We start from the raw sequence: 21,577 nt of genomic DNA on the forward strand, positions 1-21,577 counted from the left end.
TGGCTTAAAGGCCGAATTGATGCTCAAAACCAGGCTAAAACGGCCTTCAGCAGGCACTTTGGAGCCCGTTTGGTGATTTTCAGTCTCTCGGGGCAGGATTTTGAGCTGTTTTTGAGTGCCAAACAGGGCTGCAAGGCATAAAGGACGAGCGCGAGCAGCTATCAAAATCATAGCGCCAGCAGCACCGCCCGGCCAGCCTTGAACTTACCCAGCGTCATACGCCAGGCCAATCCGGCTTAACCCGTCACACCGGCCGTGCCGCATCCACCCAAGGCTTGCCCCGGTACCACGCATGCCGGGCCAGCCGCAGCATGGGCTTGTCGCCGGAGGTATCGCCATAGGCATACAGGGTGATGCCGCCCAGCGCCGTTTCCCCATAGCGCGCCAGCGCCCAGGCCTGCAGGCGCAGCACCTTTTGCTCGCCATGGCAGTTGGGGGTGCTCATGCGGCCAGTGAGGCGGCCGGTGAGACGCCCGCCCTCACCCTCGCCCACCACTTCCATTTCCGTGCAGAGCAGCGCGTCAAACCCCAGCTGCCGGGCGACCACCTGCAGGTAAATGTCAGGAGAGGCGCTGACCATGACACAGCAATGCCCGGCCTCGCGGTGCCAGGCCAGGCGTGCCATGGCGTCCTCGCGCAGCTGGCCGGGGAAATCGTGGGCCAGCCAGCGGGCGGTCCAGCCATCCATCTCGGCCAGGCTGCGGCCGGTGAGCGTGGCCTGCATCAGCTTGCCTTTGGCGACGTGGTTGGGCACCAGGCGCAGCGCATAGCCGGCCAGCCAGGGGAAGCAGCGGAGCAAGGCCACCAGGAACCGCGGCCAGCCCAGGCCGCGCGCCAGGAAAGGCATGAAGGTGTCGCGCCGGGTCAGCGTGCCGTCGAAGTCAAAGGCGGCAACGACGGGGCCGGCCTCGGCCGCGATCACCTCGCGCATCGCACCTGCCCGCAGTAGCGCACGCAGAACGGGCAGCCCGTCATCGGCAGCCACGAAGGAATGTTGAAGTAGCGCTTGAAGATTGTGCCCAGCACACCTTCGCGGTAGGCCTGGTATTTGAAGCCCGTGCCTTCGACCGCGTAAAAGGGCACGCCGTCTTGCTCGAAGCTGAGCACACGCACCGACTCGAAGTAAGGCGAAAACTCCTCCAGCTTCGGCTTGTCGGCGACGATGACACGCACCGTTTTGCCCTGGTAGAGCGAAAAGTCGACCAGCATGTCGTCCTGGCGCGCATGGAACTTGCCGACGCCGAACACCGGCATGTATTCGCGGCGTTCGAAACCGAAAATCGACGCGGGCGTGTAGGCCTCGCCCATCAGCACCACACCGGGCACGGTGACCTGCTGCAGCATTTCGGCCGTCTTGTAGCTGCGGATGATTTGCGGATACAGCTTGGTCGTTTTCCAGGTATCCAGCGACGTCATGTACAGCCCGGCCACCACCAGCACATGCAGGCCGGCAAACACGGCCAGCCCCTTGGCGCAGGCCTTGAGCCTGTCAGCCGGCAAGGCAAACGCCAAAAAAGCAAAGCCAAAAGGGTAAAACGACAGCACCCAGTGCAGGCCGATCACCTTCTTGCCTGACAGCAGCGCAAAGAACAGCAGCGGCACGACCACCAGACAGGCCAGCAGGCGCTGGCTTCGTGCGGCGGCCATCAGCGCATCGCGGTAGCGCACAGCCATCCACACCGCCACGGGCGTGATCAGGTAGACCATCATGCCGATGTAAGTCAGCGGCTTGCGCCATTCGAACACCGCGTCTTCATTGCGGTTGTAGACGTTGAACATGATGTTCGACCAGCCGTGCGACATGTTGTAGGCGATGTTGATCGCCGGGCCGGGCAAGGCACACAGCACCAGCAGCGCAAAACCCGCGAGCCGTTCACGCCGGTACAACACGAAATACACGAAGTAGCTGAAGCCGAGCACCACCGAGAAGTACTTCGACAGAAAAGCACAGCCCAGGAAAAGGCCCGACAGGGCGTAGAGGCCGTAGGCGGCACGGTCCAGCGCCGCCCGGCGCTCGGCGCGCATCAGCGCGGCGACGGACAGCGCCGACCAGAAAATCAGCGGTGTGTCGGTGGTGATCAGGACATTGAGCCAGTTCAGCGGTGCCAGCCAGAAAAACAGCACGGCCCAGGCGGCGCGCACCTTGTCGACAGGCTTGAGGGCCCACCACAGCGCCGCGCCCAGCGCCAGCGGCAGCAGCACGATGGGCAGGCGTATCGACCAGAGGCTGTCGCCCAGCGTGGCGCGCATCAACGCAATCAGCCAGCCCACCATGGGCGGATGGTCTGAATAGCCCCACGCGGGGTACACCCCCCACCAATAGAAAAAGGCCTCGTCGCCGGTGACCGGGAAGGTGACGGCGATCCAGAACCGCAGCAGCAGTGACAAGAGGCCCGCACCCAGCAGCCAACGGCTCAGCGAAACGGGAAAGGCGGCGGTGTCGTGGTTCTGGGGCATGGAAACTGGGGGAACGGGTAGGTCTGGCGGCTTTGCATGGTGTGGGAAAAGCCAGGAAAGAAGGCCCGCAGGGGCTAGCGAAAACTGATTTCCTTGCGGATGGCCGCACTATAAAGCAAGGCCACTACGCCAATGGCGACGGCCAGCCACAGGGTCAGCAGCCGCACCAGCACAGTAATGGCCAGCGCCACCGCCGGCGTGGCGCCCTGTGCCACCAGCAAGCCGGTCAGCACGGCTTCGGTGCCGCCCAGGCCGGCCGGCAGGGCAGACAACGCACCGGCCACCATGGCGGTCGCGTAGAAACCGGTAGCCGTCAGCAGGCCGAGGGGGACTTCCATCTCGCGGCACACCAGCCAGACCGCGACGCCCTGGGCTGCCCAGGCCGTGAGCGTGAGGCCAAACCAGAGCAGCGGACGCACCGCCAGGCACAACCAGGCCTCCTGCAGCCAGGCAAAACGCTGGAACAGCCGTGCGCGGTGTTTGAACAGCAGGCCCATCGCCAGTGCCGCCAGCAGAACCGCGGCGGCCAGCAGCCCGGCCAGCCAGGCGGGTGACGCCGGCATCGCGCCATGGTTCAGGCCCCACCACACGGCTGGAAAACACAGCAGCAACAGGCACAGCAAATCGGCCAGCCGTTCGGCGCCGAAGATGGCCAGGCTTTGTGCGGCGCCCAGCGGACGCTGCGCCAGCATCAGGCCGCGCACCGCTTCACCCACATTGCCCGGCGTGGGCGTGAAGGCATAACCGGCCAGGTACAGCCTCAGCCCCTGCAGCCAGCCGAAATGGCGCCCAAAGTGCGCCATCCAGAGCCTCCAACGGAGGCCTCGCAGCAAATAGTTGAGCAGGCAAAGGCCTGCTGCCTGGGCGCCCGTCCACGACCACAGCAACGCGAGCGGGGCCCTGGGGCTGTCACCCCAGATCAGCAGCACGGCCGCATAAGCCGTGGCCACCACGCCGAGCACCAGCAACAGCTGCTTGAACGGCAAGGTACCGCGCGCGGGCGGCGGAGCGCCCTCGGGAATCACAGGCGGCGGCTCAGGAAAATGGCCAGCCAGAGCACGCCGGCCGCCAGGATCCACGGGTCCCGCAGCATGTCGCGCGCCACGTCTTCACCGCGGCCGCGGTGCACCTGGTAGGTGTAGCGCAGCATGCCGAAAATGACCACCGGCACGGTGTAGAGCAGGCGCTCGCCATGCTGCAGCTGCGCCTCGGGGCTGGTGGCAAACAGGCTGTAGGTGGTCAGCGTGGCGGTCATGGTCGCGGCCATGAAGGTGTCGAGCAAGGCCGCGGGGTAATGCGCCAGCACTGCGCGCTGGCTGGCTTCTTCATGAAAGCTCTCGGCCTTGCGTTTGGAAAACCCCAGGAACAGCGCCACAAAAATACCGGTGAGCAGCAGCCAGCGCGAAGGCGGAATCCCCACCGCCACGGTGCCGGCCAGCAGGCGCAGCATGAAGCCCGAGGCAATGATGGACACGTCGACCACCGGCACCTGCTTGAGCCGCCACGAATACGCCAGGTTCAGCACCGTGTACAGGCCCAGCAGCACCAGCAGCGTGCGGTTGCCCGCGGCCAGCAGCAGCCCCGCCACCAGCAACAGGCCCGCCAGCACCAGCGCCACCGGGGCAGCCACTGCGCCGCTGGCCAGCGGCCGATGGCGCTTGGTGGGGTGCAGGGCGTCGCTCGCGCGGTCATGCCAGTCGTTGATGATGTAGACCATGCTTGAGAGGCAGCAGAAAGCCGCAAAGGCGTAGAAGACGCGCAGGTCCAGCGCGGTATCCTGCCAGTTCTGGCTGAACACCAGGCCGGCAAACACAAAGGCGTTTTTGAGCCACTGGTGCGGCCGCATGAGCCGTATCAATGCAGCCGATGCCTCCCATACCACTCTTGTCATTCGCAGCCCCTCAGCGTCCCAAGACTTGCGCTCTTAAACGAAAAGGCTCGCAGTTCGCAGGAACAGGCGATTATCCATACCAGCATGGGTGTCACAAGCGCCCCTTTGTTTCGCTTCCAATCGCCTTGTGGCGTAGCGCCATCCAGGTAAATACCAGTGGAACTTCCCTTAAATACTCGCGAAATGCGATTGCAACGCTCGGGCAATCAACGTTTGGAGGAATCGTCACCAGAGCGAGCCGGTCATCGTTCAATAAGCTACTGCCAGCCCCCATTTGATCAGTCGCACGACAAGCTTCGTACAACAGCTTTTCAGCCCCGGGATGCTTGCTATACGCCCTGAAGGACGAAAAGCCGCCTGCTTCGACCAGCTTGACGAAGACAAGACCTGACTCGGCACTAACGCTTGCACTAACCCGGTCGCCGTAGGCCAAATTCCGCACCAAAAACGAACTGTTCCTCACGCTGAAAGTTCCATCCGGCAAGTCGACCGCATTGACGGTTTCCGAGTGAAATCGGATGTACGCAGGAACCTTGTCATTGACGATCAATATCTTCATGAGAATTGGCAATACTCAGGCAGGATTTGTATTGAAGGGCCGCCTGTTTCAAACGGTGAGGAGGAAGAAGACGTCATCGGGAAGGGCGAGAACACCCCGTGGAGAGGCGGGCTTCAAGCATAACTGACGGACAGGCAACGGACATTGCCGAATACGGCCAAAATGAAGTCATGTCTTTCGCACCTTCCCCCACCCTCGCTGCCACTCCTTCCCTGCCCGCGGTCTCACCCCACGCCCTGCAACTGGTCCAGACCCTGGTCCGCATGAACACGGTCAGCCACAACTCGAACCTGGCCTTGATTCATTTCGTGCGCGACGAGCTGCAAAAACTCGGCGTGGCCAGCCGCATCACCACCAATGCCGATAAAACCAAGGCCAACCTCTTTGCCACGCTCGGCGAAGGCAAACCGGCCGGCATCATCCTGTCGGGCCACACTGACACGGTGCCTTGGGACGGCCAGGACTGGACGCTGGACCCGCTGTCGGGCACGGTGAACGATGGCAGGCTGTACGGCCGCGGCAGCTGCGACATGAAAGGTTTTATCGGCCTGGCGCTGGCCCACGCCGGGGATTTTTTGAACAGCCAGGCGCCGTTTGCGGTGCACCTGGCGCTGAGCTACGACGAGGAAGTCGGCTGCCTGGGCGTGCGGGAGCTGATCGCCGACATGAAAGACGCGGGCATCGCACCGCTGGCCTGCATCATTGGCGAGCCGACCAGCATGGTGCCGGCCACCGCGCACAAGGGCGTGTACCGCTACAAATGCTGCGTGCGCGGCAAGGAGGCGCACTCCTCGCTCACGCCGCAATCCGTCAACGCCATCGAGATGGCCGCGCGTGTCGTCGGCAAGCTGCGCGACATGGCTGACGGCTTTGAAGCCAACGAGCCGCGCTACGAAGGTTTTGATGTTCCCTTCAGCACCGCCAGTGTCGGCCAGTTCCACGGCGGTATTGCCGACAACGTGGTGCCACGCGACGCGGAGTTCCGCTACGAATTCCGCAACCTGCCCACGGCGGATGCGGTTTTAATGCAAAAAGAGCTTGTAGCCTATGCGCAACGGGCGCAACCAGCTATGAAAAAGATAGCGCCTGACGCCGGCTTCAGCTTTGAGACGATTTGTGAAGTGCCGGCCTTCCTCGGCTCCGCCGGCGACGCGGTGACCCAACTGGCCCAGCGCCTGGCCGGCACGAAAGAGACCACGCTGGTCGCTTTCGGCACCGAAGCAGGCCTTTTCAAAAACGCCGGCATTCCCACAGTGGTGTGCGGGCCCGGCAGCATCAACCAGGCGCACCAGCCCGACGAATTTGTGAGCCTGGAACAGCTCGCGCGCTGCGAGGACTTCATGCAAGGCTTGGCAAACACCGGCGAGCTTCGCTAGAGGCGGGCTTTCGCGCAGGCCATCGCGGAACCGGCTTTGCCGGGCCGCAGGTGGCGCCCCCTTGAGGGGCTGAGAGCCGCGGCTCCAAGCCTGCCTGCGCAGGCTTGGACGGCTCCGAAGAGCCTTCGCCTCTGGCGATGGTACGGGGCGGCCGCAGGCCGCTTCGGGGGGAGTCAGTACTTCAAGTCCGTATCCGGCCGTCGCCCGTCAGCATCGACAGCTCCACGAAGTGGGACGCCACATGGTCTGTGGGCGAGAACGTCACGGAAAACCCGCCGAGCGACTGGGTGCCGATGGCTTCCAGGCCGGAAATCAGCGAATCACGGCTCATCTTGGGGCCGCCGCGCTTGAGGCCGTCCACCAGAATCCTGGCGGCCACATAGCCTTCCATGCTGGAGAAATTGACCTTCGCGTCCTTGCCGGCCGCCTTCACCGCATCGGTAAACTCGCGCACAATCGGCCGCGCTCCGTTGTAGGGCGAAGGCATGACCTGCGACACTACCACGCCTGCGCCTTCCTTGCCCAGCTCGTCGGCCAGCGCCTGCGTGCCGACAAACGATACGTTGTAGAACGTGCCGCCGTAGCCGGCCTTGCGGGCTTCGCGGATGAAAGCGGCGCAGGCCTTGTAAGCACCGATCTGCACCACCGCATCGGGGCCCGCGGCCACCAGCGTGGTGACGGCCTTGGCCACGTCCACCGTATTGCGTTCAACAGTCGCCTGCGCCACGGGCTTCAGGTTCTGTGCACCCAGGGCCAGCGTGACGCCGTCCAGCCCGGCCTTGCCGTAGGCATCGTTCTGGTAGAACACGGCGATTTTCTTCAGCCCCAGGGCGGTCAGCTGTTTGACGATAAGGCCGGTTTCGTCGTTGTAGGACGCGCGCACGTGAAAGACATTTTTGTTGAAAGGTTCACGCAAAGCCATGGCACCGGTGAACGGCGCGATGAACGGAACCTTGTCCTTGATGGCCAGCGGCAGGGCAGCGATGCTGGTGGGGGTGCCGATGTAGCCGAACAGCGCAAACACCTCATCCTCGATCAGCTTGCGGGTGTTTTCGGCGCAGCGGGCAGGTTCATAGCCGTCATCCAGGTTGCGGATTTCAATCAGGCGCTTGTTGACGCCGCCCTGTTCGTTGACCTGGTCGAAGTACACCTTCGCGCCCTGGTAGAACTGGATGCCCAGCTGCGCAGCCGGGCCGGTGAAAGGCGCTGACTGACCGAGGATGATCTTGTCGGTCTGGGCATGCGCGATGTTGAAACCCGCCAGCATGGAAGCGCCGGCAGCGGTGGAAAAGGTTCTGCGGGTAATGTTCATGACGCTATCTTCGCAACAAAAATTTACAAACGGCTTAATTTGTAAAAACTAAGTTACAAATACGTGAGATAGGTCACTACTTTAGCGGAAGCCAGCAACGCAACAGCCGGTAATTTGTCACCTTTTGCATCATCCAACCCACAACACTCGCCAATTTCCGCTATCTCACTCTTCCTATTCCCGCACCCGTCCGGTGGCATCAATCAGGCTGAGCTCCACCAGTTTGGACCCCACGCGGTCCCCGTCAAAGTGCACCCGAAAACCGCCCAGGCTCAGCTCCTGCATGGTGTCCAGTGCCTTGCGCAACTTGACGCGGGTCGGGTCCTTTCCGGCCTTGCGCAGCGCTTCGACATACGTCCAGGCAGCGATGTAGCCTTCGAGCATGTACACATTGGGTTTTCCCAGTTTGGCCGCTGTAGCGTCGGCCTGCAGTTCACGGACCAGGACGCTCTTGGCGTTGTCCGACTTGGGTGTGACGCGCACCACCACCACACCGGCACCGGCCGCACCCAGCTGTTCCGCCAGCAGGCTTTCGCCAGTGCTGGAAAAGCCGTAGATGGGCCCGCGAAAGCCTTTGGCGCGCAAATCGCGTATGGCGTTGGCGGCGCCGGCAGCGTCGCTGATGACCAGCACCGACTCGGGTTTTTTGCCCAGCACCTGGTCAACGCTCGCGGCCACACTGCCGCCCGAGAGGGCCGACTTGGCCACCAGGTTGGCGCCCAGGCCTCCCATGGTGCGCTCGGCGGAGTCCAGCGCCGCCATCGACTCGGCATCCTTGCCGTGCAGGATGGCCAGCTTGCGCATACCCAGGGTTTCGGCGTGCCGCGTGATCATGGCGGCTTCTTCCGAATAACCGGGCCGGACCGAATACACGTTGGGATAGAGCGAGCCGCGCAGCTCGTCGGCGCCGGCCATGGGGGCGAACAGCAAAATGTCGGTGTCTTTCAACAGCGGGTTGACGGCCGTGACCTGTGGCGAGCCGTAGTAGCCGAACAGCGAAAACACCTTCTGGTCCAGCAGCTTGCGGGTGTTGGCCGCGGCGGTCTCGGGGTTGCCCGCATCGTCCAGCGTGGTCAGCTCGATCTTGCGGCCGTTGACGCCGCCGCCGGCATTGACGTGGTCGAAGTAAAGGCGCGCGCCCTGGGCAAACGGCACAGCCAGTGTGCTGCCGGGCCCGGTCATGGCCAGGGATTGCCCCAGCGTGACAGCGGTTTTGCTGATGCCATCTTCGGCATACACCCCTGGCGCCATCAGGGCGGCCAGTGCCGCTACCATGGTGATCCTGGCCAGCGCGCGGAATGACTGCACTCCTGTTTTTGTTGTCATGTTGTCTCCTCATCCCCGGGGGCCGGTATGGCTGCCAATATAAAGTTGAACCATGAGCAATACCATCAGCATCTCCCCTAGGACCGAGGCGAAACCTGACACCGGGCTGAAGCCTGGCGCCGTGCAGGTGCTGGGCGCCTGCCCGCATGATTGCCCCGACACCTGCTCATTGCTGACTACTGTGGAAGACGGTGTGGCCACCCGCGTGCAGGGCAACCCGGACCACCCGCATACCGGCGGCGTGCTGTGCAACAAAGTGTCGCGTTACACCGAACGCACCTACCATCCGGAGCGCTTGCTGAGCCCGCTCAAGCGCAGCGGCCCGAAAGGCAGCGGACAGTTCGAGCCGGTGAGCTGGGAAGCGGCGCTGGCCGACATTGCAGCGCGCCTCAAGCCCATCGCCGCACGCAATCCCGAAGCGATCGTTCCTTACAGCTATGCCGGCACCATGGGCCAGGTGCAGGGCGAAAGCATGGCGGGCCGGTTTTTCAACCAGCTCGGCGCGTCATTCCTGGACCGCACCATCTGCTCGTCGGCCGGCGGCGAGGCCCTGACGCAAACACTGGGCGGCAAGGTCGGCATGCGGGTGGAGTTTTTTGCCGAATCGAAGCTCATCATCATCTGGGGCAGCAACTCCATCGGCAGCAACCTGCACTTCTGGCGTTACGCACAACAAGCCAAGCGCGATGGCGCAAAACTTGTCTGCATCGATCCGCGCAAAAGCGAAACCGCCGAGAAATGCCATGAGCACATCGCCTTGCTGCCCGGCACCGACGCCGCCCTGGCGCTGGCCCTGATGCACGAACTGATCACCCACGACTGGCTCGACCACGACTACATCGCGCAGCACACCCTGGGCTGGCAAGACCCCGACGGCGGGCTGCGCGAGCGTGCGCTGCAGTGGTCTCCCGACCGCGCGGCACAGGTCTGCGGTGTGCCGGCGGAACAGATCAGGTCGCTGGCCCGCGATTACGGCGAATGCATGCTGAACAAGCAGCCCGCCGCCATACGCCTGAACTACGGCATGCAGCGCGTGCACGGCGGCGGCAATGCGGCGCGTGCCATTGCCTGCCTGCCCGCGCTGACGGGCGCGTGGCGGCATCGCGCCGGCGGCGTGCTGCTCAGCAGCTCGGGCCTGTTCCCGGTCGACAAGGCCGCCCTGCAGCGGCCCGACCTGCTCAAAGGCCGCCAGCCGCGCACCATCAACATGAGCACCATTGGCAACGCCTTGCTCGAAGCAGCATCGCCTCAGTTTGGCCCGAAGATCGAGGCGCTGATCGTCTACAACAGCAACCCGGTGGCGGTGGCGCCGGAATCCGGAAAAGTGGTTCAGGGCTTTGCGCGTGAAGACCTCTTCACTGTGGTGCTTGAGCACTTCCAGACCGACACGGCCGACTACGCCGACTACATCCTGCCGGCCACCACACAGCTGGAGCACTGGGATATGCATGCCTCCTATGGCCACACCGACGTGCTGCTGAATCGCCCCGCTATCGCACCCATGGGCCAGGCCAAACCCAACACGCAGATCTTTCGCGAGCTGGCCGCCCACATGGGCTTTACTGAGCCCTGCTTTGCCGACAACGATGAGCAGCTGTGCCGCGCGACGTTTGGCGACAAGGTGGACTTTGGTCAGTTGCTGGACACGGGCTTTGCCACGCTGGCGCTGCCCGAGGCGCCGTTTGCTGCCGGCAACTTCCCCACCGCCTCGGGGCGCTGCGAGTTCTTCAGCGCGCGCCTCGCGGCCACCGGCGCCGATGGCCTGCCCGGCCACGTGCCCAATTACGAAGCAGCCAACACATCCGACCAGTTCCCGCTGGCCATGATCTCACCGCCCGCACGCAACTTCCTCAACTCCACCTTCGTCAACGTGAAAAGCCTGCGCGATATGGAAACCGAACCGGTGCTGGAAATCCATGCGGACGATGCCGCTGCACGCGGCATCACCACGGGCACGGTCGTCAAGGTGTTCAACCAGCGCGGCGAGTACCGGGTCAAGGCTGAAGTCTCCACGCGGGCACGCCCCGGCGTAGTCAATGGCCTGGGCATCTGGTGGCGCAAGCTGGGCCTGGACGGCACCAACGTGAACCAGCTCACCAGCCAGCACCTGACCGACATGGGCCGCGGCCCTGTCTTCTACGACTGCCTGGTGCAGGTGCAGCGCGACGCTGAAACAGCCTGAGCCGCCCGATGACCCGGGCGCGCGCCATGACGCTGACCGGCCTGGCTGCTGCGCTGGCAGCAGCCGCGCTGTGCCTCACGGGTTGCGCCGACCTGGGTTATTACTGGCAGTCCGTCAGCGGCCACATGCAGATGCTCAACGCGGCCCGGCCGGTGGACGACTGGCTCGGCGATGCGCAAACATCGGCCTCATTAAAAAGCCGGCTGGAACTATCACAGCGCATCCGCAGCTTTGCGGTGACCGAGCTGAAACTGCCCGACAACGCCAGCTACCGCCGCTATGCCGACCTGCGCCGCAGCGCCGTGGTCTGGAACGTGGTGGCAGCGCCGGCGTTCTCGCTCACGCTCAAAACCTGGTGCTTTCCCGTCACAGGCTGTGTCGGCTACCGCGGTTACTTCAACGAGGCAGACGCCCGCGCCGAAGCGGCTCGGCTCAAGGCCGAAGGCCTGGAAGCCAGCGTTTACGGCGTACCCGCCTATTCCACCCTGGGCTGGATGAACTGGGCCGGCGGCGACCCTTTGCTCAACACCTTCATCGGCTACCCTGAGGGGGAACTCGCCCGGCTGATCTTTCATGAACTGTCCCATCAGGTGGTGTTTGCGCCGGGTGACATGATGTTCAATGAATCGTTTGCCACCGCGGTCGAGCGCCTGGGCAGCGAGCGCTGGCTGGCCACGCAGGCCGGCGATGACGCACGCAAGGCCTACGCCGTATTTGACGGCCGGCGCCGGCAGTTCCGCGCGCTGGCACTGGCCACGCGCCGCGAACTGGCCGCAATTTATGATCAAAATGATACTGGAGCCCAATCAGGACGGGCGCAAGCAGCTAGCAAAATGATAGCGTACCAGCGCTTTCGTGACGCCTATGCCGAACTCAAGGCATCATGGGGCGGCTTTGCCGGCTACGACCAGTGGGTGGCGAACGCCAACAATGCCTCGTTTGGCGCACAGGCCGCGTACGACGAACTGGTGCCGGGCTTTGAAGCCTTGTTCGAACGCGAAGGCCGCGACTGGCAACGGTTTTATGATGCGGTCAAAAAGCTGGCCCGGCTATCCAAGGACGAACGGCGCAAGGCACTTGAACACAACAGGGTGAACCTTGCGCAGCCACACAGTCACCAACGCAAGGCCGGACAGCCCAAAGGGTAGTTCAACCTGGGCAGCATCCCAGACATGCGGCGAGGGGCGTATCTATAGGCTTACACGCACATGATGGTGAGGCGGTGTCCCTGATGTTCCGTATGTTCGACGACTTTCCAGCCGAGCCGGGCATACAGGGCTTCGCTGTTCGGCGTAAACAGGTAGACCTTGTCTTTGCCCATGCCGGCCGCCTCCCGAACCACATGCCGGACCAGCGCCGACCCGATCCCCTTGTTCCTGTGCTCGGGCGCGACATAAACACTGGACAGCCAGGGAGACAAGTGGGAATGGGTAATCGTTTGTGGCAGCAGGCTTGCCGACCCCAGGAGCTGGTCTTCGCAGACCGCCACAAAAGTCATCGGCAACGCGCCCTTCTGCGCGGATGCCTTCAGCCTTTGCGTGCGCTGCTCAACCGTAACCGATGTGTTGAGATAGCCGAATTGCGCCTGGTGCCACGCAGCTAGCGCCGCAAGGTGCTGCGGGTGGTCGGCAAGATGGCCAATGCACACAGGAGATGCTGCGTGCCTCATGCCAGTTGAACCCAGGCAGCAACAGACATGGGCGGCACGGTCACAGTGTGCTCGTCGCGGCCCGCCAATTCCCGGGCCAGCAACGCGTCGACATCGTGGTGATCCGCATCAGCACGCCCGAGCTTTCGGGCCATGGGTGTGACCGACCTGACTGCCTCCAGGGGCAGTTCGATTGAACGTGCACCATACTGAAGAGGTGCTGATGTCTGCACCTGCACACTGCCGTAGCGCGTCAAAATACTTGGGAGCCTTGCTGCCATGTACGGATTGATGCCTGCGTCCAGCATGACATCGCCTATGAACACAATCGCCTGATGTGTTTCTGGCGATGCAGGCGGCCAGATGCTGCTGTGTACGCCGCGGAAAAAATCCATCTCCAGAAACGCCATCGTTCCTCCCGGCCGGACCCAATTCGCCACGCGCGCAACAGCAGCCTCGGGGCTTGCGACGTACAGCAGGAAGTACCGCCCAACCACAGCGTCAAACATCCGGGCTGGCTCAAGATTGTCCAGATCAGCCAAAACAAACTTCACATTCTGAAAACCTGAATCAGCGATGCGCAAAGCGGCGGCGTCAAGCTGGGCCGGGTCCCGGTCCACCGCCGTCACTTCGCCGCCGGGCCCCACACGGCTTGCCAGCAACAAGGTCATATCACCGCTTCCACAGCCCAGCTCCAGGACCTGGGACCCAGGCTGTACGCCGGCCCCAGTCAGCAGGTTCTCGGTAAGCGGCAGTATTGCCAGCCCCTGCATTTTCAACCGGTCGCGTTCTTTTTCACTGCTGTGCAGCGGGTAGTTTTTCATCCTTCGTGGATCCTTTTTTCCTGGTTGTCATGTCGTTCCAGAGCTGCGGCAAAGTGCCCGCACCAGATGCCCGAATCGGGCAGGCATACATCGTCGATGTGACGCCAGAAACGTGATTCTCGAAAGAGCAGTATCCAGCCCCTGCAAGGCTCTGCACAGTGTGCGAACTACGGTATTCAGAGATCTCGGCCCGGTAGGCAATACCGTAGCCAAGCCGAATCTCTGACCACGACCGGGCTAGAAAATCCCGTATTGCGCGGCCCGGTGCGCAGCTTCAGCCCGCGTCTTGCTACCCAGGGCTTTCAAGGCAGCGCTCACATGCATTTCAACCGTGCGGGGACTCAGGGATAGTGTGCGTGCGATCTGTTTGTCGGTCTGTCCTTGCGCTACCTGCCTCAGCACCTCGGCTTGGCGCGCTGTCAGCCGGAAAGCAGGTGGCGCAGCGCCCTCTTTGCCGGCGAGAAATTCAAGCACGGTATCGCGCACCCCGGGCCATGCCGGCTCCTCCACCAAAGGGATGTTGTTGTGCGAGTCAACCGGAACGAAGCGTGCGGCAGGAATGAGTGTGGCCAGCCTTTGCCCTTCGTCTATCGGATACAAAATGTCCTGGCGGGCATGCAGAACCAGGCAAGCAGTGTCAATCCGCTGCGCACTTTCGCTGAGGTCCAGGTCATAAAACGCGCGGACGCTCTGTGCAGCGATGGCGCCGTTCATGCGCTGGCTGACGATTCGATCATGGGCCTCAAGTTGCCCGGCCGAGGCGTCCGGGAGAAATTGCGCCGTGAATATGCGCCGGAAAGACACCGCAAACTCGCTTCTCCCATCCAGCCCGGATTCGTACACCTGTAACGCCGCCATGGCATCGTCCCGTTGTGCGGGAGTCAGTTCACGCCGCAAACGCCCGCGAACGGCCCCTCCATAGATAACCAGGCGCGTCAACCGGGCAGGATGGCGGGCGGCATACTCGATTGCCGCATACGCCCCCGTACACACCGCCACCATGGCAAAGCGCGTCAGGCCCGCTGCATTGACGACCGCCTCAATGTCTTCCACCCAGGCATCCAGGGACATGCGCTCAGGCTTGCGCTCCGAAAGCCCACAGCCCCGCATATCGAGCCTGATCACGGTATGGCGGGCGGCCAGCGCATCCATCCAGTGCCTGCTCGCGGGTCCAGGCGATGTCAGGTCGTTGTCGGTGTACTGCAGGGTGACCCACACGACCGGCGGCCCGCGGCCAGTTGCAGTGAAAGCGATGGCCGTTCCATCGGCGCTTTTACAAAAATGAATGGAATTTGGATTCTTCAAAAGAGGGGGCTGTTGCAAATTTTTCTGACAAGGCACGGGTAGATGGGGGTGCGTCAACAGTGCTCAGTATCACATCACAACGCGGTGTCTTGAACAGGGCCGAAAGCGTAGCCCGCTTTGAAATACCGCCTGAACGAAACGCCGGCACCGGCAAGCGTTTTATGATGCAGTCAAACGGCTGGCCCGGCTGCCAAAGACGAACGGCACAAGGCGCTTCAAATCAACAACACGGAGACCACGAATGGCTGACATCCAGATCCAGCGCGAACACACCCTGGGCCTTGCGGAGGCGCGCAAGATCGCCTTCAAATGGGCTGAGCAGGCCGAAGAAAAATTCGACATGGAGTGCACTTACGAAGAGGGCAGGGACGAAGACCTGGTCAGCTTTACCCGCTCGGGTGTCAGCGGCACGCTGACCGTCACCAAGGACCGCTTCGATCTCCAGGCCAAGCTGGGTTTCCTGCTCGGCGCCTTCAAGGACAGGATCGAGGACGAAATCGTGAAAAACCTGGACGCCCTGATCGCGAAAAAGCCTGCGGCCAAAAAAGCTACCGCCAAAAAGAAAGCGGCCTGAGTTTTCAGGCTCATTTCCCCGTGAGCTACAACCTCGCCCGGTTTGACCTGGTGTCGGTGCGCCTGGCGGTGGCCTGCGCCCAGACAGGCAGCCTGACGGCCGCGGCACGCGACTCGCACCTGGCGCTGGCTGCCGCCAGCCGGCGCATCCGGGAGCTTGAGGACGCCCTGGGCGACGCGCTGTTCGAACGCCATCCACGCGGGCTACTCCCCACGGCGGCGGGCCGCGTCTTCGTCAAACACGGGCTCACGCTGCTGCAGACCATGGAACAGTTGGGCGGTGAACTGGCCGACCTGCGGCGCGGCATCGCGCGGCACATCCGCCTGTGCGCGAGTAGCGCCGCGATCAGCCAGTTTTTGCCGCCCTTGCTGGCGCGCTATGGCGAGCTGCATCCGCAGGTGCATATCGACCTGGAAGAGCAGGTGTCGGAAGCCGTGGCGGCCACTCTGCGCGAAGGCCGGGCCGATGTGGCGGTATTTGTGGAAGGGCCCGACACCACGGGGCTGGACACGCGTCTCTTTCGCGAAGACGAGCTGGTGCTGATCCTGCCGGCCGGCCACACGCTGACAGGCAAAACGCCGCTGGCCTTTGTCGATGCGCTCGACGAGGAATGGATCAGCCTGACCACCGGCGCCGCCATGCTGCAAAAGCAGCAACAGGCCGCGCTGGCCGCCAACCGGCCGCTAAAACTGCGCATGCAGGTGCGCAGCTTTGACGCGGTATGCCACATGGTGGCCTCCGGCCTGGGCGTCGCCATCCTGCCCAAAGCCGCCACGCTGCCCATGGTCAAAAGCATGAAACTCAGCTGGCGTCCGCTGGCCGATACCTGGGCCCGGCGCCGCCTGCTGACGGCCACTACCGCGGGCCAGCCCGATGCGGGTATTGCCTCGCTGGTGGACTTCCTCAGCCCGAAAGAGGCCCCGCCTTCGCAAAACGCGAAACCCAAGGCCCCAAAGCGCAAATAGACGGGACCAGCTGGCGGCGGCACACTGCCCGCCATGCCATCTCCTGAAAAATCCCCTCCAGCTTCCGGTGTCTCCACCGCGCAAGGCCCGCTCGCCGGGCTGAAAGTGCTGGAGCTCGGCCAGCTGATCGCCGGCCCCTTCGCCGCCAAGACACTGGCGGACTTCGGCGCCGACATCATCAAGATCGAAACGCCGGGCGCGGGCGACCCGCTGCGCAAATGGCGCCTGCTGAAAGACGGCACGTCCGTGTGGTGGCAGGTGCAGTCGCGCAACAAGCGTTCGGTGGCGCTGGATTTGAAGAGCCCCGAAGCGCAGGCCATCGTGCGCCAGCTCGCGCTTGACGCCGACGTGTTGATCGAGAACTTCCGCCCCGGCGCCATGGAAGGCTGGGGCCTGGGGCCCGATGAATTGCTGGCGCTGAACCCTCGCCTCATCATGCTGCGCATCAGTGGTTACGGCCAGACCGGCCCCTACCGCGACAAGCCGGGCTTTGGCGTGGTGGCCGAGGCCATGAGCGGCCTGCGCCACCTGACGGCCGAGCCGGGCCGTGTGCCGGTGCGCGTCGGCGTGAGCATTGGCGACACGCTGGCCGCGCTGCACGGCGTCATTGGCATCCTGCTGGCGATGCAGGAACGCCAGCGTTCCGGCAAAGGCCAGGTGATCGATGTGGCGCTTTATGAAGCGGTGTTCAACTGCATGGAAAGCCTGCTGCCTGAATACAGCGCCTTTGGCGCAGTGCGCGGCGCGGCCGGCAGCGCCCTGCCCGGCATCGCGCCCAGCAACGCATATCTGTGCAAGGACGGCGGCTATGCGCTGGTGGCCGGCAACGGCGACAGCATCTTTAAACGGCTGATGGCCACCATAGGCCGCAACGACCTCGGTAGCGACCCGGCGCTGGCCGACAACGCCGGTCGCGTGGCGCGCGTGGCCGAAATCGACGCGGCCATCGGCCAGTGGACCCTGGGCCTCACGGTCGATGAAGTGCTGGCGGCGCTCGACAAGGTCTCGGTGCCCGCGGGTCGTATTTACACCGTGGCCGACATCGCGGCCGACCCGCACTACCGTGCGCGCGGCATGCTCGACGAAGTGCGCATGGACGACGGAAGCCTGCTGGCCGTTCCCGGCATCGTGCCCAAGCTCTCACGCACGCCGGGCGGCCACCGCCGCAATGCGCCGCAGGTGGGGCAGGACACCGAAGCGGTGTTGCGCGAGATCGGACTTTCAACCGAACAGATTCAGGCGCTCAAGGACAAGGGCATCGTGGCCGGGAAGGACGTCAGCGCATGAACACCGCAAAACGGATTTACTTTAATGAGGTCGCTACGCGCGACGGCTTCCAGATCGAACCCGCTTTCATTCCCACCGATGACAAGGTCGCGCTCGTCGATGCCCTCAGCGAATGCGGCTACGCCAAAATCGAGGTGACTTCTTTCACCTCGCCCAAAGCCATCCCCATGCTGCGCGACGCCGAAGAGGTGATGGGCCGCATACGCCGCGTGCCTGGCGTGGAGTACACGGTGCTGGTGCCCAATCTGCGCGGCGCTGAGCGCGCGCTGGAGTCGCGCGCCGACGAACTCAACCTGGTGATGTCGGTATCGGAAACCCACAACCTGGCGAACCTGCGCATGCAACGCGAGAAAAGCTTTGCCGCACTCTCTGATGTCATTCGCCATGTTGACGGCCGCACGCCCATCAATATTTCACTGTCGTGCTGCTTCGGCTGCCCGATGGAAGGCGAAGTGGCCGAGGACGAAGTGCTGCGCTGGAGCGATCGCTTCGCCGCCTTCGGCGCAGACCGCGTGCGCGGCCTTACGATCTGCGACACCACCGGCATGGCCCACCCGGCTCAAGTCGGCCGCATGGTGGAAACGCTGCAACAACGCTTTGAAGGCCTGCAGCTGACCTTGCACTTTCACAACACGCGCGGCATGGGCCTGGCCAACGTGCTGGCGGCCGTGCAGGGCGGCATTACGCGCTTTGACGGCTCGCTGGGCGGCCTGGGCGGCTGCCCATACGCGCCCGGCGCCAGCGGCAACATCAGCAGCGAAGATGCGGTGCACATGCTGGATGCCATGGGTTACGACACCGGCATGGACATTGAAAAGCTGCTGGCCGTGGCGCGGCAAATGCCCGGCATTGTCGGCCATGACGTGCCCGGGCAAGTGGCCAAGGCGGGCCGCATCACCGACTTGCATGCACCGCCGCCTTATGTGGCTGAACTGAGGGCGGCATCGGCATGATTCGGCAGCTGGACCATTTGGTGCTGACAACGGCGGACGAAAAAGCCTGCGTGGATTTCTACATCCGCGTGCTGGGCATGACGCTGGAAACTTTTATCGGCGGCACACCACCGGTAGAGCGCAAGGCCTTCAAGTTCGGCCAGCAAAAAATCAACCTGCACATCAAAGGCCATGAGTTCGAACCCAAGGCCCACCTGCCAGTGCCGGGCGCCCTGGACCTGTGCTTTCTGGCCGGCATTCCCCTTGCCGAAGTGATCACCCGCCTCGAGCGGGAGCGTTGTCCAATCATTGAAGGCCCCGTGCTGCGTACCGGCGCCACACAAAAAATCCGCTCGGTCTATGTGCGCGACCCCGACCTGAATTTGATAGAGATTTCCGAACCCGCCTGAAACAGCATCCCAAAACTACAACCGGAGACAACGACATGAGACAACGTAATTTCTTCCACCATCTCGCCATCCTGGCAGGGGCGATGACCGGTCTGGCAATACTGCCGGCCGCGGCGCAGCAGGCCTATCCCGGCCGCCCGGTCACCGTCATCGTGCCGCAGGCGGCGGGCGGCGCCAACGATGCCATTGCGCGCATCGTGTCCCAAAAGCTCGGCGAAATCATGGGCCAGACCTTTCTGGTTGATAACCGGCCCGGCGCGGGCGGTAATGTCGGCACCGCCCAGGTGGCCAAAGCCAGGCCCGACGGCTACACCCTGCTGCTGACGACCAATAGCGCGCACGTCATCAATCCCGCCATCTACAAAAGCACCGGTTTCGACCCCGTGAAGGATTTCGAGCCGGTCGGCCTGGTGGCCAACGCCGGCTATGTGCTGGTTGCCAACTCGGCCTTTCCCGCCAATTCGGTGGTCGAGCTGATTGCCCAGGCAAAAGCCAGCCCCGGCCAGATCAGCTATGCCTCGGCCGGCAACGGTACGCTGAACCACCTGATCGGCGAAATGTTCAAGCGGGCGGCCGGCGTGGACATGCTGCACGTTCCCTACAAGGCTTCGGCTGCCGCAGCCACCGATGTTGCCGGCGGACAGATTCCGGTGTCGGTACAGAGCCTGCCGTCGGCGCTGCCCTTCCTGCAGTCCGGAAAAATCAAGGTGCTTGGCGTGGTGAACGAAAAGCGTCTGGCCTCCTTGCCCAATGCGCCGACGATTGGCGAAACCCTGCCAGGCTTCGGCTCGACACCATGGTATGGGTTGTTGGCGCCCGCCGGTACGCCCAGGGAAGTCATCGTCAAGCTGCAGGCCGCCCTTGAAAAAACCCTGGCCAGCAAGGACGTGGCGGACAAGCTCGCGGCACAAGGCTGCGACGTGATGACCGCCAGCCCAGCGCAGTTTGCTGCGTTGATCCAGAGCGACCTGCCGCGCTGGAACAAGATCGTCAAGGACTCTGGCGCCCGCATCGACTGATCCACCGCCCTTCAGCCAAAACCTGGTCGGGCATTGCCCGGCCTGAGCCACCCTTCCCCGAAAAAATGCTATCCGGAGACAACCATGACCCTTATTTCCCGCAGAACCCTCATGACCGTCGCCAGCCTGAGCACGGCCGCATGGCTCAACCCGGTGCGTGCGCAGCTCGCCGGCAAACCCATCACGCTCATTGTGCCCACAGCGGCCGGTGGCACCACCGACATTGCGGCACGCATGCTGGCCGAGCCCTTGGGCAGGATTCTGCAAACCTCGGTGGTCGTGGACAACCGCGGCGGCGGCAACGGCAACATCGCCGGCCAGATGGTCGCGCGAGGCCCGGCCGACGGCACCAGCCTGCTGGTGCAGTACTCGGGCTACCAATGCATCACGCCGCTGATCCAGCCGGTGCCCGGCTTTGACCCGGCGACCAACCTCAAGCCGCTGGGCCATTTGATTGACGCGCCGCAGCTGCTGGTGGTGCGCGGCAACTTTCCCGCCGACAACTTTGCGGACTTCATCAAGTACGTCAAGGCCAACCCAGGCAAGGTCAACTATGCGTCCAGCGGCAACGGCTCGCTGCAGCATGTGACGACCGAGCTGCTCAAGGACCTGACCAAGACTTTCATGGTGCACATCCCCTACCGCGGCACGGGCCCGGCGCTTAACGACCTGCTGGCCGGCACGGTGGACTTCACCATCACCACGCCGCCGCCGCTGCTGCCGCACATCCGCGCCGGCAAGCTCAAGGCCTTGATGGTGACCGGCCGCACACGCCTGGCCGCGCAGCCCAATGTACCGACCGCCACCGAGGCCGGCGTGCCGCTGGTGGCGTCGTCGTGGTTCGCCGTCTATGGGCCGACGGGACTGTCCGCCGACCTGCAGGGCCGGCTCTCGCTGGCCATCAAGCAGGTGGTGGAGTCGGAAGGCTTCAGGAAGCGTGCCGAAGAGCAAGGCGCGAAAGCGGTTGTGATGAGTGGCGCCGAGCTGGCTACCCTGGGTGACAACGAGCGCAAGATGTGGGGCCGGATCGTGAAACTGGCAAACATCAAAGCCGACTGAGCCCGTAAACAAAAAGCGGCACGGTCCCTGCGCAAATTGCGCCGGGACTGTGCCGCTTTTTTCGTGGGAGAGCGTTTTAGCTCAAATCAGCAATCAGGTCGATGTACTGCTGCATCGCATCATCCTGCGAGGTGCCCTTGAGGTTGTTCCAGGCGTCCCACTTGGCACGTGCGACCATGTCGCCGAAGCCGGGCTTTTTCTCGGCGTTGTCGCCGATGCTGCCCTGCTTGTAGAGCGCATAAATCTTCAGCAGCGTCGCGTTGTCGGGGCGCTCGCTGAGGTTTTTCGAATCGGCCATGGCTTTGTCGAAGGCGGCTTTCAGGTCTGACATGAAGAATCTCCGTTTTTAGAAGTGGGTCACCAATGAGGTGGCTTGGGGTAACTGCCCGGTATCTTAGCTAGGCCGTTCCTTGCAAAATAGGGAACTTACCCCATCCGGGGTGAGTTCGCA

The 21,577-nt window shown here is 63.3% G+C and carries 21 protein-coding genes; 10 read left to right on the forward strand and 11 right to left on the reverse strand.

Features of this window, described 5'->3' with window-relative positions:
• Nucleotides 1-244: 244 nt before the first annotated feature.
• The 5 genes from AC1DYQ_RS19895 to AC1DYQ_RS19915 all read right to left on the reverse strand — a co-directional run bounded on the left by AC1DYQ_RS19895 (nucleotide 245) and on the right by AC1DYQ_RS19915 (nucleotide 4,907).
• The gene (locus tag AC1DYQ_RS19895; protein ID WP_477688240.1) at nucleotides 245-985 is read right to left on the reverse strand and encodes an HAD-IB family hydrolase; all 741 of its coding nucleotides are present in this window, start codon (nucleotides 983-985) and stop codon (nucleotides 245-247) included.
• A complete protein-coding gene (locus tag AC1DYQ_RS19900; protein ID WP_477688241.1) occupies nucleotides 919-2,457 on the reverse strand; it encodes an ArnT family glycosyltransferase in 1,539 nt (512 codons plus the stop codon). Before AC1DYQ_RS19900 ends, AC1DYQ_RS19895 begins: the two co-directional genes overlap by 67 nt.
• 74 nt (nucleotides 2,458-2,531) lie before the next feature.
• Entirely contained in the window at nucleotides 2,532-3,482 is a 951-nt protein-coding gene (locus tag AC1DYQ_RS19905; RefSeq protein WP_477688242.1) for a lysylphosphatidylglycerol synthase transmembrane domain-containing protein, read from the reverse strand.
• Entirely contained in the window at nucleotides 3,479-4,348 is an 870-nt protein-coding gene (locus AC1DYQ_RS19910; protein ID WP_477688243.1) for a decaprenyl-phosphate phosphoribosyltransferase, read from the reverse strand. The genes AC1DYQ_RS19905 and AC1DYQ_RS19910 overlap by 4 nt, the downstream gene beginning before the upstream one ends.
• A gap of 91 nt (nucleotides 4,349-4,439) precedes the next feature.
• The gene (locus AC1DYQ_RS19915; RefSeq protein WP_477688244.1) at nucleotides 4,440-4,907 is read right to left on the reverse strand and encodes a DUF4265 domain-containing protein; all 468 of its coding nucleotides are present in this window, start codon (nucleotides 4,905-4,907) and stop codon (nucleotides 4,440-4,442) included.
• A gap of 170 nt (nucleotides 4,908-5,077) precedes the next feature.
• Between AC1DYQ_RS19915 and argE the strand changes: the two genes are divergently transcribed.
• Nucleotides 5,078-6,283: an acetylornithine deacetylase gene (gene argE, locus AC1DYQ_RS19920; protein WP_477688245.1), complete on the forward strand. Its 1,206-nt coding sequence runs from the start codon at nucleotides 5,078-5,080 to the stop codon at nucleotides 6,281-6,283.
• 181 nt (nucleotides 6,284-6,464) lie between these two features.
• Here the strand turns inward: argE and AC1DYQ_RS19925 are convergent, their stop codons facing one another.
• Nucleotides 6,465-7,595, reverse strand: a complete 1,131-nt coding sequence (locus tag AC1DYQ_RS19925; protein ID WP_477688246.1) for an ABC transporter substrate-binding protein — start codon at nucleotides 7,593-7,595, stop codon at nucleotides 6,465-6,467.
• A gap of 174 nt (nucleotides 7,596-7,769) precedes the next feature.
• On the reverse strand, nucleotides 7,770-8,921 hold the full coding sequence (locus AC1DYQ_RS19930; protein ID WP_477688247.1) for an ABC transporter substrate-binding protein: 1,152 nt from the start codon (nucleotides 8,919-8,921) through the stop codon (nucleotides 7,770-7,772).
• Nucleotides 8,922-8,973: 52 nt separating this feature from the next.
• Between AC1DYQ_RS19930 and AC1DYQ_RS19935 the strand changes: the two genes are divergently transcribed.
• Nucleotides 8,974-11,103, forward strand: a complete 2,130-nt coding sequence (locus AC1DYQ_RS19935) for a molybdopterin-containing oxidoreductase family protein (RefSeq protein WP_477688248.1) — start codon at nucleotides 8,974-8,976, stop codon at nucleotides 11,101-11,103.
• Nucleotides 11,104-11,129: 26 nt separating this feature from the next.
• A complete protein-coding gene (locus AC1DYQ_RS19940; protein ID WP_477688249.1) occupies nucleotides 11,130-12,251 on the forward strand; it encodes an aminopeptidase in 1,122 nt (373 codons plus the stop codon).
• Between the two features lie 50 nt (nucleotides 12,252-12,301).
• On the opposite strand, the gene AC1DYQ_RS19945 is transcribed toward AC1DYQ_RS19940, so the two are convergent.
• The 3 genes from AC1DYQ_RS19945 to AC1DYQ_RS19955 all read right to left on the reverse strand — a co-directional run bounded on the left by AC1DYQ_RS19945 (nucleotide 12,302) and on the right by AC1DYQ_RS19955 (nucleotide 14,793).
• Nucleotides 12,302-12,772: a GNAT family N-acetyltransferase gene (locus tag AC1DYQ_RS19945; RefSeq protein WP_477688250.1), complete on the reverse strand. Its 471-nt coding sequence runs from the start codon at nucleotides 12,770-12,772 to the stop codon at nucleotides 12,302-12,304.
• Entirely contained in the window at nucleotides 12,769-13,575 is an 807-nt protein-coding gene (locus AC1DYQ_RS19950; RefSeq protein WP_477688251.1) for a methyltransferase domain-containing protein, read from the reverse strand. The genes AC1DYQ_RS19945 and AC1DYQ_RS19950 overlap by 4 nt, the downstream gene beginning before the upstream one ends.
• Before the next feature lie 237 nt (nucleotides 13,576-13,812).
• The gene (locus tag AC1DYQ_RS19955) at nucleotides 13,813-14,793 is read right to left on the reverse strand and encodes an alpha/beta fold hydrolase (RefSeq protein WP_477688252.1); all 981 of its coding nucleotides are present in this window, start codon (nucleotides 14,791-14,793) and stop codon (nucleotides 13,813-13,815) included.
• A 328-nt stretch (nucleotides 14,794-15,121) separates the two neighbouring features.
• Between AC1DYQ_RS19955 and AC1DYQ_RS19960 the strand changes: the two genes are divergently transcribed.
• The 7 genes from AC1DYQ_RS19960 (at nucleotide 15,122) to AC1DYQ_RS19990 (ending at nucleotide 21,126) form a co-directional block, all read left to right on the forward strand.
• Entirely contained in the window at nucleotides 15,122-15,454 is a 333-nt protein-coding gene (locus AC1DYQ_RS19960; RefSeq protein ID WP_477688253.1) for a polyhydroxyalkanoic acid system family protein, read from the forward strand.
• A 20-nt stretch (nucleotides 15,455-15,474) separates the two neighbouring features.
• Nucleotides 15,475-16,419 (forward strand): LysR family transcriptional regulator, encoded by a 945-nt coding sequence (locus AC1DYQ_RS19965; RefSeq protein ID WP_477688254.1) that lies wholly within the window; start codon nucleotides 15,475-15,477, stop codon nucleotides 16,417-16,419.
• A gap of 33 nt (nucleotides 16,420-16,452) precedes the next feature.
• Nucleotides 16,453-17,706 (forward strand): CaiB/BaiF CoA transferase family protein, encoded by a 1,254-nt coding sequence (locus tag AC1DYQ_RS19970; protein ID WP_477688255.1) that lies wholly within the window; start codon nucleotides 16,453-16,455, stop codon nucleotides 17,704-17,706.
• Nucleotides 17,703-18,659 carry a hydroxymethylglutaryl-CoA lyase gene (locus AC1DYQ_RS19975; RefSeq protein WP_477688256.1) on the forward strand — a complete coding sequence of 319 codons (957 nt, stop codon included), beginning with the start codon at nucleotides 17,703-17,705 and terminating at the stop codon, nucleotides 18,657-18,659. Before AC1DYQ_RS19970 ends, AC1DYQ_RS19975 begins: the two co-directional genes overlap by 4 nt.
• Complete coding sequence (locus AC1DYQ_RS19980) at nucleotides 18,656-19,048, forward strand: VOC family protein (RefSeq protein ID WP_477688257.1); 393 nt, start codon at nucleotides 18,656-18,658, stop codon at nucleotides 19,046-19,048. Before AC1DYQ_RS19975 ends, AC1DYQ_RS19980 begins: the two co-directional genes overlap by 4 nt.
• Nucleotides 19,049-19,083: 35 nt before the next feature.
• Nucleotides 19,084-20,067: a Bug family tripartite tricarboxylate transporter substrate binding protein gene (locus AC1DYQ_RS19985; protein WP_477688258.1), complete on the forward strand. Its 984-nt coding sequence runs from the start codon at nucleotides 19,084-19,086 to the stop codon at nucleotides 20,065-20,067.
• Between the two features lie 84 nt (nucleotides 20,068-20,151).
• Nucleotides 20,152-21,126, forward strand: a complete 975-nt coding sequence (locus AC1DYQ_RS19990; RefSeq protein ID WP_477688259.1) for a Bug family tripartite tricarboxylate transporter substrate binding protein — start codon at nucleotides 20,152-20,154, stop codon at nucleotides 21,124-21,126.
• A 76-nt stretch (nucleotides 21,127-21,202) separates the two neighbouring features.
• Here AC1DYQ_RS19990 and AC1DYQ_RS19995 read toward each other — a convergent pair whose 3' ends face one another.
• Nucleotides 21,203-21,457: an acyl-CoA-binding protein gene (locus AC1DYQ_RS19995; protein WP_457281267.1), complete on the reverse strand. Its 255-nt coding sequence runs from the start codon at nucleotides 21,455-21,457 to the stop codon at nucleotides 21,203-21,205.
• Between the last annotated feature and the right edge of the window lie 120 nt (nucleotides 21,458-21,577).

Source organism: Polaromonas sp. P1_F4 (assembly GCF_056405675.1).

Bases quoted from the DNA above. Each gene is read 5' to 3' on its own strand.
- AC1DYQ_RS19900 (WP_477688241.1), bottom strand. From the start codon at position 2,457: ATGCCCCAGAACCACGACACCGCCGCCTTTCCCGTTTCGCTGAGCCGT.
- AC1DYQ_RS19910 (WP_477688243.1), bottom strand. From the start codon at position 4,348: ATGACAAGAGTGGTATGGGAGGCATCGGCTGCATTGATACGGCTCATG.
- AC1DYQ_RS19915 (WP_477688244.1), bottom strand. From the start codon at position 4,907: ATGAAGATATTGATCGTCAATGACAAGGTTCCTGCGTACATCCGATTT.
- argE (WP_477688245.1), top strand. From the start codon at position 5,078: ATGTCTTTCGCACCTTCCCCCACCCTCGCTGCCACTCCTTCCCTGCCC.
- AC1DYQ_RS19925 (WP_477688246.1), bottom strand. From the start codon at position 7,595: ATGAACATTACCCGCAGAACCTTTTCCACCGCTGCCGGCGCTTCCATG.
- AC1DYQ_RS19930 (WP_477688247.1), bottom strand. From the start codon at position 8,921: ATGACAACAAAAACAGGAGTGCAGTCATTCCGCGCGCTGGCCAGGATC.
- AC1DYQ_RS19935 (WP_477688248.1), top strand. From the start codon at position 8,974: ATGAGCAATACCATCAGCATCTCCCCTAGGACCGAGGCGAAACCTGAC.
- AC1DYQ_RS19940 (WP_477688249.1), top strand. From the start codon at position 11,130: ATGACGCTGACCGGCCTGGCTGCTGCGCTGGCAGCAGCCGCGCTGTGC.
- AC1DYQ_RS19945 (WP_477688250.1), bottom strand. From the start codon at position 12,772: ATGAGGCACGCAGCATCTCCTGTGTGCATTGGCCATCTTGCCGACCAC.
- AC1DYQ_RS19950 (WP_477688251.1), bottom strand. From the start codon at position 13,575: ATGAAAAACTACCCGCTGCACAGCAGTGAAAAAGAACGCGACCGGTTG.
- AC1DYQ_RS19960 (WP_477688253.1), top strand. From the start codon at position 15,122: ATGGCTGACATCCAGATCCAGCGCGAACACACCCTGGGCCTTGCGGAG.
- AC1DYQ_RS19970 (WP_477688255.1), top strand. From the start codon at position 16,453: ATGCCATCTCCTGAAAAATCCCCTCCAGCTTCCGGTGTCTCCACCGCG.
- AC1DYQ_RS19975 (WP_477688256.1), top strand. From the start codon at position 17,703: ATGAACACCGCAAAACGGATTTACTTTAATGAGGTCGCTACGCGCGAC.
- AC1DYQ_RS19980 (WP_477688257.1), top strand. From the start codon at position 18,656: ATGATTCGGCAGCTGGACCATTTGGTGCTGACAACGGCGGACGAAAAA.
- AC1DYQ_RS19985 (WP_477688258.1), top strand. From the start codon at position 19,084: ATGAGACAACGTAATTTCTTCCACCATCTCGCCATCCTGGCAGGGGCG.
- AC1DYQ_RS19990 (WP_477688259.1), top strand. From the start codon at position 20,152: ATGACCCTTATTTCCCGCAGAACCCTCATGACCGTCGCCAGCCTGAGC.
- AC1DYQ_RS19995 (WP_457281267.1), bottom strand. From the start codon at position 21,457: ATGTCAGACCTGAAAGCCGCCTTCGACAAAGCCATGGCCGATTCGAAA.